The organism is Thermobifida fusca NBRC 14071 = JCM 3263, assembly GCF_001592045.1.
Taxonomy (GTDB): domain Bacteria; phylum Actinomycetota; class Actinomycetes; order Streptosporangiales; family Streptosporangiaceae; genus Thermobifida; species Thermobifida fusca.
Genome location: NZ_BCWB01000021.1, coordinates 15,546 through 32,217 on the forward strand (window position 1 = coordinate 15,546; position 16,672 = coordinate 32,217).

The window sequence follows — 16,672 nt, forward strand, 5'->3', positions numbered from 1 at the left end:
GCGTTGATCCTAGGCCATCCGGAGACAGTCGGATCCGGGGGTGTCGTGCCGGTGCGGGGCATGGGGCAGCGGACGTCGTGTTAGACGGCGATGCGGTCGCGGAACCGCTCTTCCAGGCGGAGGAGATGGAGGGTGGTTGCGGCCTGCGCTGCCTCCGGGTCCCGGTTCTGCAGGGCGCGGTAGATGATGTGGTGGTCGCCGCGGAGCTGTGCCGCCCATTCTTCCTCGTCGGCTGCCGGGTCGCGGTGGATCCGCGCTCCCAGCGCGGGTGAGGCCAGCCCGTCGATGAGTGCCGCCAGGGTCGCGTTTCCCGCGAGTTCGGCGAGGGTGCGGTGGAAGGCGGTGCCTGCCTCGGTCGCGGCCAGGCCGCAGGCGTGGTCTTCTGCGTCCAGGAGGGCGGCCAGGGTGCTCAGGTGTGTGTCGCTGGCGCGGACCGCAGCGAGTGCTGCGGCGGCCGGTTCCACGATGCGGCGCACGTGGAGCATTTCCAGCAGGGTGGTGCCGCGGCCGACCTCGGCGAGGACGGAGAAGGGTTCGAGCAGTCTGCGGGGGTGGAGTTCGGTGACGTAGACGCCTGCGCCGTGCCGCGCTTCCAGTACCCCCAGGGTGGTCAGGACCCGGATCGCTTCCCGCATGGAGCTGCGGGAGAGTCCCATTTTCGCGGCGAGTTCCCGCTCGGTGGGGAGCCGCTGGCCGGGGTGGAGTGTTCCGTCGGCGATCATCGCCTTGATCTGTTCGACTGCTCGGCGGGTCACCGTCATCCGTCCGACACGGGGGGCCGCGCGCACGGGGCTCTCGGAGGTCACGTTGGCGCCTTCCTCGTCTTACCAGACCAATGAGGGGAGCACCATCCCCGCACAGGGGGTGTGCGGGGATGGTGCCGGGTGTGGCCCCCGCCGATGACGGGGGCCACGGCGGCTTACATCCGAATCCAGGGCGAGGTTCAGCCGATGGAGCAGACCGCGCCGTTGACGGTGAACTTCTCAGGTTTGGTGTTCGAACCGCCCCAGGTTCCGTTGAAGCCGATGTTGACTGAGCCGCCCGGCGGAACTGATCCGTTCCACGGCAAGGAGGTGGCGGTCACGTCACTGCCGCTCTGCTGCCAGTTGGCGCTCCAGCCGTGGCTGACAGTCTGTCCCGACGGGAAGGTGAAGCGCAGTTCCCAGGAGTCCCACGGGGTGCTGCCGGTGTTGGTCAGCGTCACCGAGGCGGTGAAGCCGCCCGGCCAGTCGTTGGTCTGGTACGTCACCGCGCAGGAGGCGCTGGGCGTGGGAGTCTCGTCCTCCTTCTCGGTGGTGAAGGTGACGGTGGCTGGCGTGGAGAGGTTGCCTGCCGCGTCGTAGGCGACCACCTGGACGGTGTACTCCTGGTCCGCGCTCAGCCCGGTGAGCGTGTAGCTGGTCTGCGCGGTGGTGCCCACCTCTTCAGCGTCACCGTCGCGGACCAGGGAGACCTTGTAGCCGACCACTCCGACGTTGTCGGTGGAGGCGTCCCAGGTCAGGGTGGCGCTGGTCGCGGTGATGTCGCTGGCCTTCAGGTTCCCAGGCTTGCTCGGCGGGGTCTCGTCGTCGCCCGGTCCGGGCTCTTCTCCGCCGGGCTCGCCGGCGTCGTCCTGGTCGGCGATGAAGGACGCGATCCACGACAGGGGGGCGTTCCAGTTGATGGTCAGCTCGTTGGTGGACCACGACTCGATGTGGTCGATGTAGCACATCTGGGGGGCGCACCCGGTCAGCTTGGACTGGGCCACCGGGTCCCAGGTGGTGGAGTCGGAGTTGGGTCCACCGGCCAGCGTGCCCTTGGGCGGGTTGGGCAGCCGGGGGTCGAGCTGGTGGGCGTACCAGCGGCTGTGCTGGTTGCGGGAGTCCTTGTCGCCGTAGCCGGTGACGTAGGACTGGTTCAGCGCGTTGCGGCCGAAGATGTAGTCCATGCCTTCCAGCACGCCGTCGCGGTATTTGGTGTCACCGGTGAGGTCGAAGGCGACCGCCAGGATCACCATGTTGTTGAGGACAGCGCTGTTGGAGCCCCAGACGAACACACCGTTGTTCGGCTTGTAGGCCAGGCCCCACGGGCTGGTCTCGACGTTGGCGAGGTACATGTCGGCGGCATCGACCACGGACTGGCGCACCCGGTCGCGGTCGGCGAGGTCGTTGGGGATCGTGGCCAGCTGGAGGCGGGCCAGCGCAGCAGTCCATCCCCAGTCGAAGGCGCCGTCGCGGAAGACCTCTTCGTCGTCGGTGTGCAGCGGCGACGAGGTCACCGCGTCGCGGTACTCCTCCTTGCCGGTGGTGAGGAACAGTTCGGCCGCGGCCCAGTAGAACTCGTCGGTGACGTTGTTGTCGTTGTACGGGCCGCCGCCTTCACCGAAGGCAGGCGCGTAGATGTTCGGGTTGGCCTTGGCGGCGTCCCACGCGGTTTCCGCGGCAGCCAGGCACTCGGCGGCGAAATCCTCGTCGAAGGGTTCGAACACGCGAGCGCACTGGGCGGCGGTGGCGGCCAGGTTCAGCGTGGCCGCGGTGGACGGCGGCTGCAGGTAGCGCGGCTGCGGGTCAGCGGAGGGCAGCAGCGGCAGCCCGGTCCACTGTTCGTCGTGGATCTTGTGGTGCGCCATGCCGGCGAGCGGTTCGCCTTCGGGCACCTGCATCTTGAGGAGGAACTCCATCTCCCAGCGTGCTTCGTCGAGCACGTCGGGCACGCCGTTGCCGGTTTCGGGCAGGCGCAGGGTGGAGTCGGCCAGCTTGTCGGGCTGGGCGGTGTCGGCGAGCTGGGAGCGCTCGTAGATGCTCATGATCTGGTGCACCGAGATACCGCCGTTGACCACGTATTTGCCGTGGTCGCCCGCGTCGTACCAGCCGCCGGAGACGTCCAGGGAGTAGTCGCAGGTGCCGGGCGCGCACGGCACGTCGGTATCGCCCTGGTTGGGGGGCACGCCGATGTGGCCGGCCGGGCGTCCGTAGCCGGGGGCGATGGAGTCGAGGATCTCGATGCCGCTGCGCTGCGGGTAGTAGAACGACAGCGCGTCGACGCGCAGTTCCTCGTAGACGCTTTCGTCGATGTCGAAGGGGTAGCTGGTTTCACCGTCGACGGTGAGCGTGTAGTCGCTTCCCTTCGTGGTGTAGGAGCTGAAGTCGACGGTGTGGACGTTGAGCCCGGAGCTGGAGTCCGCGCCGTGCGGCTTGGTCTGGCCGCTGGCGACCACGTTACCGTCGGCGTCGGCAAGCTCCCAGGTGAGCGCGCTGGTGGCGTCGGTGACCACGGTCGCCTTCTTGGGACCGTGCGGGAGGTAGCCGACCTGGTTGACGCGGACCCGCGGTCCGGTGTCGGGTTCGTAGACCGGGGGTTCGGCGCCGCCGAGCAGGGCGACGTCGTCGAGGCAGAAGGTCCACGGTTCGTCGGAGCCGCCGATCTGGAAGGCGACTTGGGCGTCGTCCCAGTCGACGTTGGAGGTGAAGACGAATTCGTAGGTTTCTGCCTCGGGGCCGAGCAGGGCACGCTCGTCCATCTGGGTGGTCCACGGCTCCACGGGCTCTTGCACCAGGGCGCGGATGGAGACGGGGACGGTGCTGGAGGCAGTGAAGGAGAAGGCGTAGGACTCACCTTCGATGAGGGGGATGTCGTCCTGGCCGATGATCACGTCCCACGGGTTGACGGTGCCGCCGGGGACGTCGACGCACAGCATCCCGTCGGTGACGTTGAGTTGGATGTTCTCGGTTCCCCACCAGGGTGCGGTGCCGGAGCTGAAGTCGCCGTTGCGAATCTGGTTGACTTCGTCTGCCTGGGCGGGAACCGCCGTACCCCCGAGCGCGACTGCGCAAGTCGCCGCGGTGAGGGCGACAAGGGGGGATCGAGATCTGGGTCTCCTAAGCACGGAAGTCCTTCCGTAGGGGGATTCGAACTGGGAGGATGACCTCACAGCGGAGGCCCACCATGGGAGCGCTCCCATTTCATGTGACCTATGACATAAAAACAGGATCACTCAGCGGTGTCAATAGGTTACGCTCGGATCAGGACTTTCCGGCTGCTCTTTCCTCCCGCAGAACAAAAAGGGCCCCGCTACCCGCGGGGTTATTCTCTGCTCGTCCAGCGTTCTCCCCGGGGCAGCGGGCCCTATTCCCGCCGTTTTACACACTGAATCCGCGGAACAGCAGGCTGGCCAGAATCAGGCCTACGACCAGGTTGAACAGCGTGGCGAGCGCGAAGACTCCGATCGGCCGCCAGCCGACCTCCTTGAGCGAATTGACGCTGAATTCCAGGCCAATACTGGTGAACGCCGCAATGAGGAACCAGTCACGCAGGGCTTTGGCCGTGTCGAGCCCGGCCGCTCCCGCTTCGCCCATGGCACTGGCCCACAGGGTGGCGATGATGGACGCGGCGAGGAAGCCCAGCACGAACTTGGGGAATCGGTCCCAGAGAGTGCGTGCCCAGGTGCCGATGCCGACCGTCGCCCCGCCTGCCGGAGCCACCCGGAAGGTGAAGTAGGCGGTGAGCAGGACGGCGGCCACGCCCATGAGGATGTTCTGCGTGGACTTGACGATAGAGGCGATCTGCAGCGCCCCCTCACCGACGATGGCGCCTGAGGCGGCCACCGCCGCTGTCGTGTCGATGTTGCCGCCGATCCAGGCCCCTGCCTGGGCCGCGTTGAGACCGATGATCTCCACGAGCCAGGGCAGCAGGAAGATGGACGGCAGCGCGAACAGGATCACCAGGCTCGCGGTGTAGGCGAGCTGTTCCTTACGGGCCTGCACGGCTCCGGCTGCAGCGATCGCGGCGCTCACCCCGCAGATCGACACGGAGGAGGCCAGCAGGGCGCGCAACCGGTCGTCCAGTCCGAAGCGGCCGCCCAGCCACCAGGTGAAGAGGAAGACCGCGCTGACCAAGAGGATCGCCTGGAGGATGGCCGGTCCTGCGGCTTTGATGATCACGTCGAACAGGACTGTGGAGCCGAGGAGGACCAGACCGGTCTTGATGAAGAACTCGGTGCGGAATCCTCCGGCGAGCCGACGGCGGATTCCCAGGGCGCTGAGCACGGCGTTGGCCGCCAGTCCCAGCAGGATCGCGTAGACGGGATATTCGACGGCTTTGGCGACTCCGGCGAAACCAGTGCCTTCGGCGGCCGCGGGGACAGCGGACTCCAGGAACCGGGTCACTGCGGCAAGGAGGACGACGACGGCGACTCCGAGCAGCGCCCAGTACCAGGGGCGGGCGGGGTCGGCGCCGTCAGGTGCTGCAACGTCGGGGGGTGTCGTAGTGCTCTCGCTCATCAGGGCACCAGTCCCGTGGGGATAATCCCGATCAGGGCAGCGGCCAACAGGACGAGGCCGAGGACGGTCGCGGCCCAGTCTTCGCTGAGTCGGAAGCGAGGTGCACCGGTGGGATGGGATGCTCTGTCGTTCATGGCGTGTCCTTACCGGCAGACGAGTGTGCAGGGTGCGGGAGTACCGCGCGCCCACCTTAACTCAAGTAATCCTACCTATTTAGTATAGATATGGGCTACTTTTCCGAAAAGACCGCCTCGCTCCCCTGCCTGCGACGCACTACCCTGGGCTCCTGAACCGGTTCACATGCGAGCATGCACCAGCTACCAGGAGCGCTAGTGAGCAACGACCACCTCCCCGAGTTCCCGGCCGGATTCTGGTTCGGCGCGGCTACGGCCAGCTACCAGATCGAGGGTGCGGTCCACGCGGACGGACGCGGCCCGTCCATCTGGGACACCTACAGCCACACACCGGGCCTGGTCCTCAACGGCGACACCGGCGACGTGGCCTGCGACCACTACCACCGCTACCCCGAGGACGTGGAGCTCCTGCGCCGCCTGGGGGTGGACGCCTACCGCTTCTCCATCGCCTGGCCGCGCGTCATGCCCACGGGATCAGGCGACGTCAACCAGCGCGGCCTGGACTTCTACGACCGTCTCGTCGATGCGCTGCTCGAAGCGGGGATCACCCCGGTGCCCACCCTCTACCACTGGGACCTGCCGCAGGCCCTGGAGGATGCCGGCGGCTGGCGTTCCCGCAGCACCGCGGAGCACTTCGCCGCCTACACCCGGGCGGTCGTTGCCCGTCTCGGCGACCGGATCCGCCACTGGATCACGCTCAACGAGCCGTTCTGCAGCGCTTTCCTGGGCTATGCCGTGGGCCGGCACGCCCCCGGGGCCCGGGAAGGCACGCCTGCGCTCGCCGCCGCGCACCACCTGCTCCTCGCCCACGGCCTGGCAGTGCAGGAACTGCGCGCTGCCGATGCGGGCGAGGTCGGCATCACCCTCAACCCCGACCGGATCCTGCCCGCCTCCGACAGTGCGGCCGACCGCGCGGCTGCCGACCGCGCGGAAACCCTGCACAACCGGGTCTGGTTCGACCCGCTGTTCGCCGGCCGCTACCCCGCGAACGAAGCCGACGTGTGGGGAGAGCTCGCGGACGGCTCGTACCGGCGCGACGGCGACCTGGAGATCATCGGCCAGCCGCTGGACTTCCTCGGCATCAACTACTACCGGCCGCTCAAAGTCGCCGACGGCCCGCTGACCGAAGCCGACCCGGCACGCCGCACCGCCGTAGACATCCGCGCCCACCAGCAGCGTTTCGATGGAGTGCGGCACACAGCCATGGACTGGCCGGTCGTCCCCGAATCCTTCACGGACCTGCTGCTGGACCTCACGGAGCGCTACCCGAACCTTCCGCCCATCTACATCACAGAGAACGGCTCAGCCGAGCACGACGTCGTCTCCCCTGACGGACGGGTGCACGACACGGACCGCATCGCCTATCTCAACGACCACCTGCATGCCCTGGCCGCGGCGATCCGCGCCGGGGTGGACGTGCGCGGCTACTTCGTCTGGTCGCTGCTCGACAACTTCGAGTGGGCGTTCGGATACGAGCGGCGTTTCGGCATCGTCCGGGTGGACTACGACACCTTGGAACGGCTTCCGAAGGACAGCTACTTCTGGTATCAGCGGCTCATCGAGCACCACCGCGCCCGCCACCGCGGCTGACCCCTCGTCTGCGGGCTGCCTGGGGCAGCGGCTGCACAGCCGCTGCCCGGACTGGCCACGATCCGCTCTGCCGTAACGTGCGCACCACGGTGTCGATACTCTCCAGGGCCGCACAGCATCGACAGTCCGGCCTCTCCCCTACATACGCCCCTCCGGTTCGCCCCACAGGACCATCTCGATCTTTCAACCTCGGTGGAGCGTGGACCGGGCGTGGACGAATCGGTGGAGGTCTGCCGGGAACACGACGCGGTCTCCTGCGGTGCGAGCGGGAACGGCTTGGTGGCCTGGCTCGTCGGCTCCGCCCCGCTGCCCACTCCTCCGCCTGGGCCGCTGACCCCGGGCACTTTCGGGTTGCCGGGCAGCAGGCACGGCTCGTCCCTGCTGCCGGTCCGCGGCCGGGTGACGTCAACATTGGGAGCTCCTCACCCAGGAGACCGCCGCTCCCGATGGTCCTGATGCCCCTTGTGCACAGCAGCGGCCCACGCTGGGGCCGTGCGCACTGCGGCGGCTCCGGCTTCGGCGCTGCAATGCACGGCCATCGTGCTCTCTTTTCTCGTCACGCTGGGGAGAGTGCCCGCTCCGCCTCACGTTACGGCCATGACTTGCCGAGACAACGGACCCTAATCCCGACCCTCATGTCTGGTTTTTCACGGTGTGCGGTGGGGTGGGAAAGCGTCGCCGAGCGGGGAGCGGGGGACGGCGTAGTGGCATGCCACAGCGTGGTCGTTGCCGTGGTCGGCCAGGGTCGGCACCTCTGTTGCGCAGCGGGCCTGCTCTGCTTCCGTGAGACGGGCGAACACGGGACAGCGGGTGCGGAACCGGCAGCCCGAGGGGGGATGCATCGGGCTGGGCACGTCGCCGCGGAGCACAATCCGCTGCCGGGCACGCTCCCGGCGCGGGTCCGGGATCGGCACCGCGGAGATCAGCGCCTGGGTATAGGGGTGGGCTGCCGCGGTGAACAGGCGTTCCACGGGTGCGGTCTCCACGATCCGCCCCAGGTACATCACCGCGACCTGGTCAGCGAGGTGCCGGACCACGGCCAGGTCGTGGGAGACGAAGAGGTAGGAAAGCCCCAGCCGCTCCTGGAGTTCCTCGAGGAGGTTGATCACCCCGGCTTGGACGGACACGTCCAGCGCGGAGACCGGCTCGTCCAAGACGAGCACTTCAGGTTCTAAGGCGAGGGCGCGTGCAATCCCGACGCGCTGCCGTTGGCCGCCAGAGAACTCGTGCGGGTACCGGTTGCCGTGGGCCGGGTCCAAACCGACGAGCCGGAACAGCTCCCGGACCCGTTCTGCTCCCCCGTTGCGGAACTGGCCGTGGACGCGCAGCGGTTCAGCGACCGCATCGAACACGGTCATCCGCGGGTCCAGGGAGGCGAACGGGTCTTGGAACACGATCTGCATGCTGCGACGCAACGGCCGCATCCGGGACGAGGACAGTCCGGTGAGAGTCTGCCCGCGGTAGGACACCCGGCCGCGGGTCGGAGGGATGAGGTTGAGCAGCATCCGGGCCGTGGTGGACTTCCCGCACCCGGATTCGCCTACCAGCGCCAAGGTCTGGTGGGCGTGCAGGGTGAGAGAGACGTCGCATACCGCGTGGATCTCCCCGCTGCGGCGCCGGATCAGCCCTTTGGAGCGCACCGGGAAGTGTTTGACGAGGCCTTCGGCGACGAGCACGGGCTCGCCGCGGCTGCGGGTGCGCTCCACCGCCTCTGGAAGCGGGTTCGCACTCGGAGCCGTATTAGAGGCGAACAACTCTTCCGGTCGGATACCGGCCAGTTGGTCAGCGAAGTGGCAGGCTGCGGCATGGGTGTCGCTGACCGCAGTGAGCTGCGGGGTGCTGGTACGGCACACCGGTTTCGCGAGCGGGCAGCGGGGCGCGAACGCGCATCCGGAGAGCTGGTGGTCCGGGGAGGGCGGGGCGCCGGGGATGGGGACGAGCCTGCTGTGGGGTGCGGCGTCCATGCGTGGCTGGCTGCCCAGCAGGCCGAGAGTGTAGGGCATTTGCGGGGAGGAGAAGACCTCGTCCACGCTTCCGGTTTCCACGATGCGTCCCGCATACATCACCGCGACCCGGTCGACGTGTCCGGCGGCGATGCCCAGGTCGTGGGTGATGAGCACGAGCGCGGCACCGGTAGCGCGGCGTGCGGCCTGCAGTGCGTCGAGGACTTGTGCTTGGACGGTCACGTCCAGGGCGGTGGTGGGCTCGTCGGCGATGATCACGTCGGGGTCGTTGGCCATGGCGATGGCGAGCACAACCCGCTGGCGCATGCCGCCGGAGAGTTCATGCGGGTAAGCGTCGATACGCTGCTCCGGTTGGGGGATGCCGACGGTCCGCAGGAGTTCCACGGCGCGTTCGCGGGCGGCAGCGCGGGACACGTCCCGGTGGGCGTGGATCGCCTCGGTGATCTGCGTGCCGATCGGGTGGACGGGGTTGAGCGAGGTCAGCGGGTCTTGGAAGACCATGGCGACGCGGGCGCCGCGGATCCGGGTCAGTTCTGCGTCTTTGCGGCCGACGACTTCGTAGCCGGCGACCTGGATCGAACCGGAGACGCGGGCCGTGCGGGGCAGGAGTCCCAGGACAGCGAGTGCGGACACGGACTTGCCGGATCCGGATTCGCCCACGATGCCGAGGGCTTCGCCGCGGCGCAGGTGGTAGGAGATGCCGCGCACGGCGTGGACGTCCCCTTCGCTGGTGGGGATCCGGACGTGTAGGTCGGTGACGCTGAGCACGGGGGCGTCTGCGGCAGCGGTTGCAGGGTTCGGGGCGTGGTTGGTCGAAGTCATCGGCGTGTGATGGTTTGTCGAGGGTCGAGGGCGTCGCGCAGGCCGTCACCGATGAAGTTAATCGTCAGGCAGATCATCACGATGAACAAGCCCGGCGGGTAGAAGAGCCACGGCCGGGTGAAGGCGGCGGTGCGCGCGTTGTCGATCATCAGGCCGAGGGAGATGTCGGGTGCCTGGATGCCGAAACCGAGGAAGGACATGCTCGCTTCGAGCAGGATCGACGTGGCAATGAGGAGGGTGGCGGCGACGATCGTGGGACCGGCCGCGTTGGGGAGCAGGTGGTGGAGGACGATGCGGGCGTCAGAGGCGCCGGCAGCGCGGGCCGCTTCCACGAACTCCTGTTCCCGCAGGGAGAGCACTACGCCGCGGACGACGCGTGCGATCGTGGTCCACGAGAACAGCGCGATGATGAGCGCGACCGCCCACCAGGTGGTGCCGCCGCGCACGTTGCCGCTGATGGCGGCGACAGCGACGAGGAGGGGGACCACCATGAGCACGTCGACGATACGCATCATCACCGCGTCGATCCAGCCCCGGTAGTAGCCGGCGACCGCGCCCCACAGCGCACCGAAGGCGGTGGCCAGCACGGAGACGGTGAGCGCGACTTTGAGGGTCTGCTGGGTGCCGCGCATGAGCTGGCCGAGCACGTCGTGTCCGGCGTTGGTGGTGCCGAAGGGGTGGGCCCAGCTGGGTGGCTGGTTGGGCAGGATTTCCCGGTGCACGGTGTGGTCCCACGGCCACAGGAGGGGGCCGAGGAACGCGAACAGCACGGTGAGGACGAGCACGGTGAGGCTGGCCATGGCCATGCGGTGGCGGAGAAACCGGGTGGCGACCATGCGGAGTTGCCCGTGCTCGGCACTGCGGTCGACAGGATCAGGTGATGCCGCGCTCGCAGACGGGGCGGGGGTGCTGGCGGGCGGGTGGAGGTCACTCATAGCGGATCCTCGGGTCGAGTACGCCGTAGAGCAGGTCGGCAATGAGGTTGGCGATGATGACCGCGGTCCCGCTGAGCATCAGCCAGCCCATGAGGGCATAAGAGTCGTTGCGTTTGATCGCTTCCACGAAGAAGTCGCCAAGGCCGCGCCATTGGAAGACGGTTTCGATGAGGATGACTCCGTCCACGGTTCCGGCGACGGTGACGGCGACGACGGTGGTCAGCGGGATGAGGGCGGTGCGCAGGGCGTGTCTGCGCAGGACGACGCGGTTGGGCAGGCCTTTGGCTCGGGCGAGGCGCACGTAGTCGCTGTTGAGGACTTCCAGCATGGAGGTGCGCTGGTAGCGGCTCCAGGCGGCGTATCCGGTGAGCATCAGGGTGAGGGTGGGGAGGACGAGGTGGCCAAGGTGGTCGGCGAGGAGTTGTGCGGTGGTGAAGCCGCGAGTGTCGGCGGAGGTTGCGCCGACGGTGTAGAAGATCGTGTAGCCGGTCTGCTGGTTGACCCACACTCCGGCTTCCTTGATGAGCGCGCCCAGCCAGAAGGTGGGCATGGCGAGGGCGAGGAAGCCGATGAGGGTGAGGGTGTAGTCGACCATCGAGTATTGGCGGAGTGCGCTGATGACTCCGCTGAGGATCGCTAGTCCGAGTGCCAACAGCAGGGCGGCACTGACCAGGCGCAGGGTGGTGCCGAGTCGTTCGGCGAGGGCGTGTCCGATGTCGTAGTCGGCTCCTTGGACGGAGGGGCCGAATTTGCCGCGGAGCAGGCCGATGTCGCCGTTGCCTCCGATGCCGGTCAGCCACAGCACGTACCGTTCCGGCAGGGAGCGGTCCAGGTAGAGCCGGGCTTCTTCGGCTTTGATCACTTCTTCGGGAACGGGGGGCTGCTGGACGCGCAGGTCAGCGAGCGGGTCTCCGGACAGGTCGATGAGGAGGAAGGTGAGGATGGAGGCCGCGAGCAGCAGCGGGATGGTGCCGAGCAGGCGGCGGACGGTGTAGGCGAGCATGGGGGTCCTCGGGGTGCGGCGCGGTCCTGGGCGAAGGGGTGATCCCCTCCGCCCAGGCTCGGGGGTCACTATTGGGCGACCAGGCCCCACTCGTGGTGCTGGTAGAGGGCGCGCAGGCTGGATGAGGGGTTGTCGCGGACGTTGACGTAGTCGTCGGTCACGAGGATGTAGACGGGCATGTTGAACAGCGGCAGGACGTAGGCGTCCTGGGCGACGATGCGGGCCGCTTCGTTGGCGTATTCGGCGGCTTCGTCGAGGGAGGAGGCGTTGCGGGCGCGTTCGACGAGTTCGTCGACTTCCTCGTTGTGGTAGCGGCCGAAGTTGCTGTCGCTAGTGCTGCTCCAGTACTGGCTGGGCGCGGTGGCGAAGGACGGGGTGCTGCTCCAGCCGTACTGCATGATGTCGTAGTCCTGAGCGGCGAGGGTGCCGCCGAGGTCGTCGGTGGGTTCGATGGTGACCTCGATGCCGATCTCCGCCAGGTAGGACTGGATGAGTTCTGTCGAGGTGTCGCGCACCGTGTTGCTGGTGGAGCGCAGCCGGAACGGGCCGACTTTCTCCCCGTCGCGGGTCAGGGTGTCGCCTTCGTAGGTGTATCCGGCGTCGAGGAGGATCTGGCGGGCGGCGTCGATGTCTCCGCTGCCTTGACCGGTCTCGGTGATGACGTCGGTGTGGTAGGGGCTGTCGTTGGAGAAGACGTGGTTGGTGCGGGGTTCTGCCTCGGGGTAGAGCTGGGCGATGGTGCGCTGCGTGATGTCTTCGACGTCGATGGCGGTGAAGATGGCGCGGCGGAGCTCAACGTCTTTGAGCCACTCGTTGTCGAGGTTGAAGTCGATGTGCTCCCAACTGGGCCCTTCGGTGATGCTCACGTTGAGGTTGGGGCGCTGCCGGGCTTGTTCCACGGTGTCTTGGCCGAAGGCGACGGGTGAGGTGCCGTGGGCTTCACCATTGTCGAGGGCGCTGATCCAGGTGCCTTCGTCGGTGAGGAAGCGGATGACGACGGTGTCGAGCGTGGGCTGGACTTCGCCGTACCACTGTGGGTTGGGTTCTTTGATGACCTGGGTTTTGAGGTCGCCTTCGACGAGGCGGTAGGGGCCGCCGGAGAAGGTGGGCATGGTGGTGTGCAGCCATTGGAAGTATTCGCCCACACCTTCGGGGGTGGTGATGTCGAATCCTTGCTCTTCGGCGATGTGGGCGGGGTAGATGCCTCCGGCGATGTTGTCTGCGCTGAACCGGTCCCGCCATTCGGGGTCGGCGACACCGTCGACGAGGGTCACGGTGACGGTGGAGCCGCCGTCGCTTCCTTCAACGCTGGCGATCTGGTTGTAGGTGTCGGAGCGCGGCTGGCATCCCTTGCAGTGGCCGGCTTCTTCGGTAGTGCTGAGTTTCCAGGTGATTTCGAAGTCGGCGGCGGTGATGGGGGTGCCGTCGTCCCAGACGGCTTCGGGGCGGATCTTGAACTGGTAGGTGAAGGGGTCTTCGTCGATGAGTTGGGGTTCCTCGGCAAGGAGGTCCAGGTTGGTGGTGAAGGTGGCGCCGTCAGGCTCCCAGTAGCCGGTGTTCGGCAGGATGCCGTGGAGCATTTGGAGGGTGTAGACGCTTCCCCCTTTTGGTGAGAGGGAGGCCCAGGCTCCGGGGAGGGAGTCGACGATCCAGGTGATGCTTCCGCCTTCAGCGCGTTCTCCGCTGTTGCACGTGTTGGGGTTGTCTGCACAGTCCGCGAAGGCATCCGTGTTTTCGCTGCCTTCGTGGGGTGCGCAGGCGGTGAATGCAAAGAGCGCCGCGATGAGCAGCGCGGCGCCTACGGTTGGTCTACTTTTTTCACGCATGGCCTCTCCCCTGGGCTGTTCGTGTCCGTGGCAACGAACCCCGAAAAACCGAACAAGCTGGGAGTAATAAGACCATTACTCTCAATTAGTGCAAAGATTTATCTGAGTTTTGTGATGCAGTCGCAATCTTCCCTTTGCCCCGCCGCTAGCAGGACATTGTGACCGAAAGAATCGCAGCGTGGAAGGGTGTATCGCAAGGTGTGACTCTTCACCGGAGCTTCCTTGCGTCACACGAGAAAACAGCGTCACCTAAAGCGACATTCTTCACAAAAAATAAGAAAATGAATTTATGCTTTATGTCAGAAATAACCACTTTGTCGCAGTATGGCAGACATATCGGAGTTCTACCGCTGGGGTTCCGCTGCGACTCCCCCATGCGCTCCTGCGGCGGGCTCACCGGCGCCGGTACACCGACAGCCGGAAGACCGCGGTCACCTCGACCGGTTCGGGCAGCCGGGCCAGGCGGGAGCGCACCGCCTCAGAGGTGGTGTGGCGGGCGTTCGGCGTCATCCCCACCAGGGTTGCTGCCTCGGCGTGGGAGAGCCGCAGAGGCAGCGTGAACTGCTCGTCGGCTTCCTGGGTGAAGCTGCGGTGCAACTGCGCGGCCAGCCGTTCCTCTTTGCGAGGGTCCACGGCGATCAGCTCCACGTGCGACCGCAGCTCAGCGAGGTGACGGCGGCCCGGGGTGACGACCAGCAGTGTTCCCCCGCGCTGCACGACCCGAGCAAACTCCGCCCCGTTCCGAGGTGCGAACACGTTGAGCAGCACTCCCACGGAGTCTGCCGCCAGCGGTAGGCCCCGCCACACGTCACAGCCCACCGCTCCCGCCCGAGGATGGGCGCGGGCGGCCCGCCGTAGCGCATATCGGGACACGTCCACGGCCAAGCCGTACGCCTTCGGCAGGGCATCCAGCACAGCGGCCAGGTGGTGTCCGGTACCCGCACCGATATCCGCTACCAGTCCCCCAGTCCACCGCTGCGCAGCGTGGTCGGCCAGTACCGCCGACAGCGGGGCGTAGTGCCCCGCGTCGAAGAATGCGCTGCGGGCCTGCACCATGTCCCGGTCGTCCCCCGTGGTCGCCGGGCGTCCCACGGTGAGGTTCACGTAGCCTTGGCGGGCAGCGTCGAAAGAGTGCCCCGTCCTGCAGGCCAGCGCAGTCCCCTGCTGCTGCATCCCGTTCCCGCAGTGCGGGCAGGCCAGCGCCGCCGCCACGGGATCGGGGATCCGCAGCCGTTGCCTCTCCCCCATGACCGTCCAGGCTACTGGCGCCTGGCCCTTCTAGCCTCCGAGCATCTCGCCTCGCGCACCATGGTCCGCGGCCAGCGCACTCCCGGCACCGGGTCCTCGCGGGCGGCCCTCCGCTCACGCTACCGGTGTGCTCAGGGCTGGCGCAGGTCAATAGGCTGGTGCCGCTTGCTGCTCAGCCTGGACGAAAGGTTGTGATCCTATGGCGTCCCGTCCCACCGTGCTGCTGCTCAACGGCCCCAACCTCAACCTGCTGGGTTTGCGCGACCCCGCCCAGTACGGCACCACCACGCTCGCCGAGATCGAAAAACGGGTCGTGTCGCTCGGTGCCGAGCTGGGAGTGGACGTGGTGTGCGCGCAGAGCAACCACGAAGGCGAGCTGATCGACCGCATCCACGCCGCCCGCGAGCTGGACGGCATCGTGTTCAACCCGGGCGCTTACGCCCACACCAGCGTTGCACTGCGCGACGCTATCGACGCGGTCCCCACCCCGTGTGTGGAAGTCCACATCTCCAACATCTACGCCCGGGAACCGTTCCGGCACACGTCGATGACCGCCCCGGTCGTCAACGGCATCATCGGCGGCTGCGGGGTGCACGGCTACGAACTGGCGCTGCGGCACATCGTCTGGCTGATCACCCAGGGCAGGTGAACCGGCCGCACACCCCCTCCCGACGCCACGGGTCGTTCACCTCTGGTTAAATTCTTCGACGGCAGAGAACCACTGTGTGTTCAGTCGGGGGATGAGGCAACCGTGTCGAGGGCAAAGCGCCGCGCAGGGACCGTAATCGCGCTGCTGGGCGCGTTGACACTGGTAGCCGGGTGCGGCAGCGACAACGCGGTACGCGGCGGCGCGCAGATCCCGGTGCCCGAAGACCTGGAGTGTTTCGACGGCGCCATTCGCGGCGCCGGCTCCAGTGCCCAGGAACTGGCCATGCAGGTGTGGATCTCCGCACTCCAGACCGCCTGCGACGATGCGCGGATCTACTACGACGCGATCGGCTCAGGCGGCGGACGGAACCAGTTCATCGACGGCGCGGTGGACTTCGCCGGGTCCGACGCGGCCATGGACGAAGGCGAACAGGAGGAGGCCCGCCAGCGCTGCGACTCCGACGTCATCCACCTGCCCGCCTACGTGGTACCGATCGCGGTGGCCTTCAACCTGGAGGGCATCGACTCGCTCAACCTGACCCCCGACACGCTTGCCCGCCTGTTCAGCGGCGACATCACCCGGTGGAACGACCCGGCGATCGCGGAGACCAACCCCGACGTCGACCTCCCCGACCTTCCCGTGGTCCCGGTCAGCCGTTCAGACGAGTCCGGCACTACGGAGAACTTCACGGCCTACCTGGCGGCTGCTGCTCCTGACGCATGGCCTCACGACCCTGACGGGCAGTGGCCCTTTCCCCCGGTGGAAGCCGGGCAGGGCAACAGCGGCGTGGCCCAGGCGATCCGTGGCGGTCAGGGCACGATCGGCTACCTGGAGGCGTCCCACGCTGAAGGCATGGCCACGGTCCGCGTGGGCTCGGGGGACAGCTTCGTCGCCCCGTCGCCGGAGTCTGCGGCACGGATCGTATCGGTCTCCCCGCGGCGGGACAGCACCACCCCGCACGACCACGCCATGGAGTTGGACTACTCCGCTACCGAAGCCGACGCCTACCCCATCGTGCTGGTCAGCTACGAGATCGCCTGCCTGTCGTACGCGGACGCCGCCACCGCGGAGGGAGTGCGCACCTTCCTGTCCTACCTGCTCAGCGCGGAAGGCCAGGAAGCAGCGTCTCAGGAATCCGGGTCGGCTCCGCTCGACGCGGAACTGCGCGCAGAGCTGCTGGAGTCCGTGGCGGCGATCGGCACCCACTGACCGCTCCCCTGCACTGCCAGGGCTGCGGACTGGT

13 protein-coding genes are annotated in these 16,672 nt (G+C 67.4%); 4 read left to right on the forward strand and 9 right to left on the reverse strand.

Annotation, left to right across the window (positions count from 1 at the left end):
* Window positions 1-80: 80 nt before the first annotated feature.
* The 4 genes from TF1_RS04445 to TF1_RS16450 form a co-directional block, all read right to left on the reverse strand.
* The gene (locus TF1_RS04445; protein WP_016188737.1) at window positions 81-806 is read right to left on the reverse strand and encodes a FadR/GntR family transcriptional regulator; all 726 of its coding nucleotides are present in this window, start codon (window positions 804-806) and stop codon (window positions 81-83) included.
* Between the two features lie 137 nt (window positions 807-943).
* Window positions 944-3,865, reverse strand: coding sequence for a glycoside hydrolase family 9 protein (locus TF1_RS04450; protein WP_016188738.1), 2,922 nt, complete (start codon window positions 3,863-3,865; stop codon window positions 944-946).
* Between the two features lie 253 nt (window positions 3,866-4,118).
* Window positions 4,119-5,258 carry a YeiH family protein gene (locus tag TF1_RS04455; protein WP_016188739.1) on the reverse strand — a complete coding sequence of 380 codons (1,140 nt, stop codon included), beginning with the start codon at window positions 5,256-5,258 and terminating at the stop codon, window positions 4,119-4,121.
* Entirely contained in the window at window positions 5,258-5,392 is a 135-nt protein-coding gene (locus tag TF1_RS16450; RefSeq protein WP_255266140.1) for a hypothetical protein, read from the reverse strand. The genes TF1_RS04455 and TF1_RS16450 overlap by 1 nt, the downstream gene beginning before the upstream one ends.
* Window positions 5,393-5,590: 198 nt before the next feature.
* Between TF1_RS16450 and TF1_RS04460 the strand changes: the two genes are divergently transcribed.
* Together TF1_RS04460 and TF1_RS16105 are read left to right on the forward strand one after the other, a co-directional pair.
* A complete protein-coding gene (locus TF1_RS04460) occupies window positions 5,591-6,982 on the forward strand; it encodes a GH1 family beta-glucosidase (RefSeq protein WP_011292055.1) in 1,392 nt (463 codons plus the stop codon).
* A gap of 210 nt (window positions 6,983-7,192) precedes the next feature.
* On the forward strand, window positions 7,193-7,438 hold the full coding sequence (locus tag TF1_RS16105; protein ID WP_152436250.1) for a hypothetical protein: 246 nt from the start codon (window positions 7,193-7,195) through the stop codon (window positions 7,436-7,438).
* A gap of 191 nt (window positions 7,439-7,629) precedes the next feature.
* Here the strand turns inward: TF1_RS16105 and TF1_RS04465 are convergent, their stop codons facing one another.
* From TF1_RS04465 to TF1_RS04485, 5 genes are all read right to left on the reverse strand, one after another.
* Window positions 7,630-9,768: an ABC transporter ATP-binding protein gene (locus tag TF1_RS04465; protein WP_061783668.1), complete on the reverse strand. Its 2,139-nt coding sequence runs from the start codon at window positions 9,766-9,768 to the stop codon at window positions 7,630-7,632.
* Window positions 9,765-10,703, reverse strand: coding sequence for an ABC transporter permease (locus tag TF1_RS04470; protein WP_011292057.1), 939 nt, complete (start codon window positions 10,701-10,703; stop codon window positions 9,765-9,767). The genes TF1_RS04465 and TF1_RS04470 overlap by 4 nt, the downstream gene beginning before the upstream one ends.
* Window positions 10,696-11,706: an ABC transporter permease gene (locus TF1_RS04475; protein WP_011292058.1), complete on the reverse strand. Its 1,011-nt coding sequence runs from the start codon at window positions 11,704-11,706 to the stop codon at window positions 10,696-10,698. Before TF1_RS04475 ends, TF1_RS04470 begins: the two co-directional genes overlap by 8 nt.
* A gap of 68 nt (window positions 11,707-11,774) precedes the next feature.
* Window positions 11,775-13,532 carry an ABC transporter family substrate-binding protein gene (locus TF1_RS04480; protein ID WP_061783669.1) on the reverse strand — a complete coding sequence of 586 codons (1,758 nt, stop codon included), beginning with the start codon at window positions 13,530-13,532 and terminating at the stop codon, window positions 11,775-11,777.
* 393 nt (window positions 13,533-13,925) lie between these two features.
* Complete coding sequence (locus tag TF1_RS04485) at window positions 13,926-14,780, reverse strand: putative RNA methyltransferase (protein WP_041428040.1); 855 nt, start codon at window positions 14,778-14,780, stop codon at window positions 13,926-13,928.
* Between the two features lie 199 nt (window positions 14,781-14,979).
* Between TF1_RS04485 and aroQ the strand changes: the two genes are divergently transcribed.
* On the forward strand, window positions 14,980-15,429 hold the full coding sequence (gene aroQ, locus TF1_RS04490; RefSeq protein ID WP_011292061.1) for a type II 3-dehydroquinate dehydratase: 450 nt from the start codon (window positions 14,980-14,982) through the stop codon (window positions 15,427-15,429).
* Between the two features lie 102 nt (window positions 15,430-15,531).
* Window positions 15,532-16,638 carry a phosphate ABC transporter substrate-binding protein PstS gene (pstS, locus tag TF1_RS04495; RefSeq protein ID WP_011292062.1) on the forward strand — a complete coding sequence of 369 codons (1,107 nt, stop codon included), beginning with the start codon at window positions 15,532-15,534 and terminating at the stop codon, window positions 16,636-16,638.
* The last annotated feature ends 34 nt before the right edge of the window (window positions 16,639-16,672 follow it).

What these genes read in the sequence shown, in the direction of transcription:
- aroQ (WP_011292061.1), top strand. Translation starts at nt 14,980, where the DNA reads ATGGCGTCCCGTCCCACCGTGCTGCTGCTCAACGGCCCCAACCTCAAC.
- TF1_RS04480 (WP_061783669.1), bottom strand. Translation starts at nt 13,532, where the DNA reads ATGCGTGAAAAAAGTAGACCAACCGTAGGCGCCGCGCTGCTCATCGCG.
- TF1_RS04470 (WP_011292057.1), bottom strand. Translation starts at nt 10,703, where the DNA reads ATGAGTGACCTCCACCCGCCCGCCAGCACCCCCGCCCCGTCTGCGAGC.
- TF1_RS04475 (WP_011292058.1), bottom strand. Translation starts at nt 11,706, where the DNA reads ATGCTCGCCTACACCGTCCGCCGCCTGCTCGGCACCATCCCGCTGCTG.
- TF1_RS16450 (WP_255266140.1), bottom strand. Translation starts at nt 5,392, where the DNA reads ATGAACGACAGAGCATCCCATCCCACCGGTGCACCTCGCTTCCGACTC.
- TF1_RS04465 (WP_061783668.1), bottom strand. Translation starts at nt 9,768, where the DNA reads ATGACTTCGACCAACCACGCCCCGAACCCTGCAACCGCTGCCGCAGAC.
- TF1_RS04455 (WP_016188739.1), bottom strand. Translation starts at nt 5,258, where the DNA reads ATGAGCGAGAGCACTACGACACCCCCCGACGTTGCAGCACCTGACGGC.
- TF1_RS04485 (WP_041428040.1), bottom strand. Translation starts at nt 14,780, where the DNA reads ATGGGGGAGAGGCAACGGCTGCGGATCCCCGATCCCGTGGCGGCGGCG.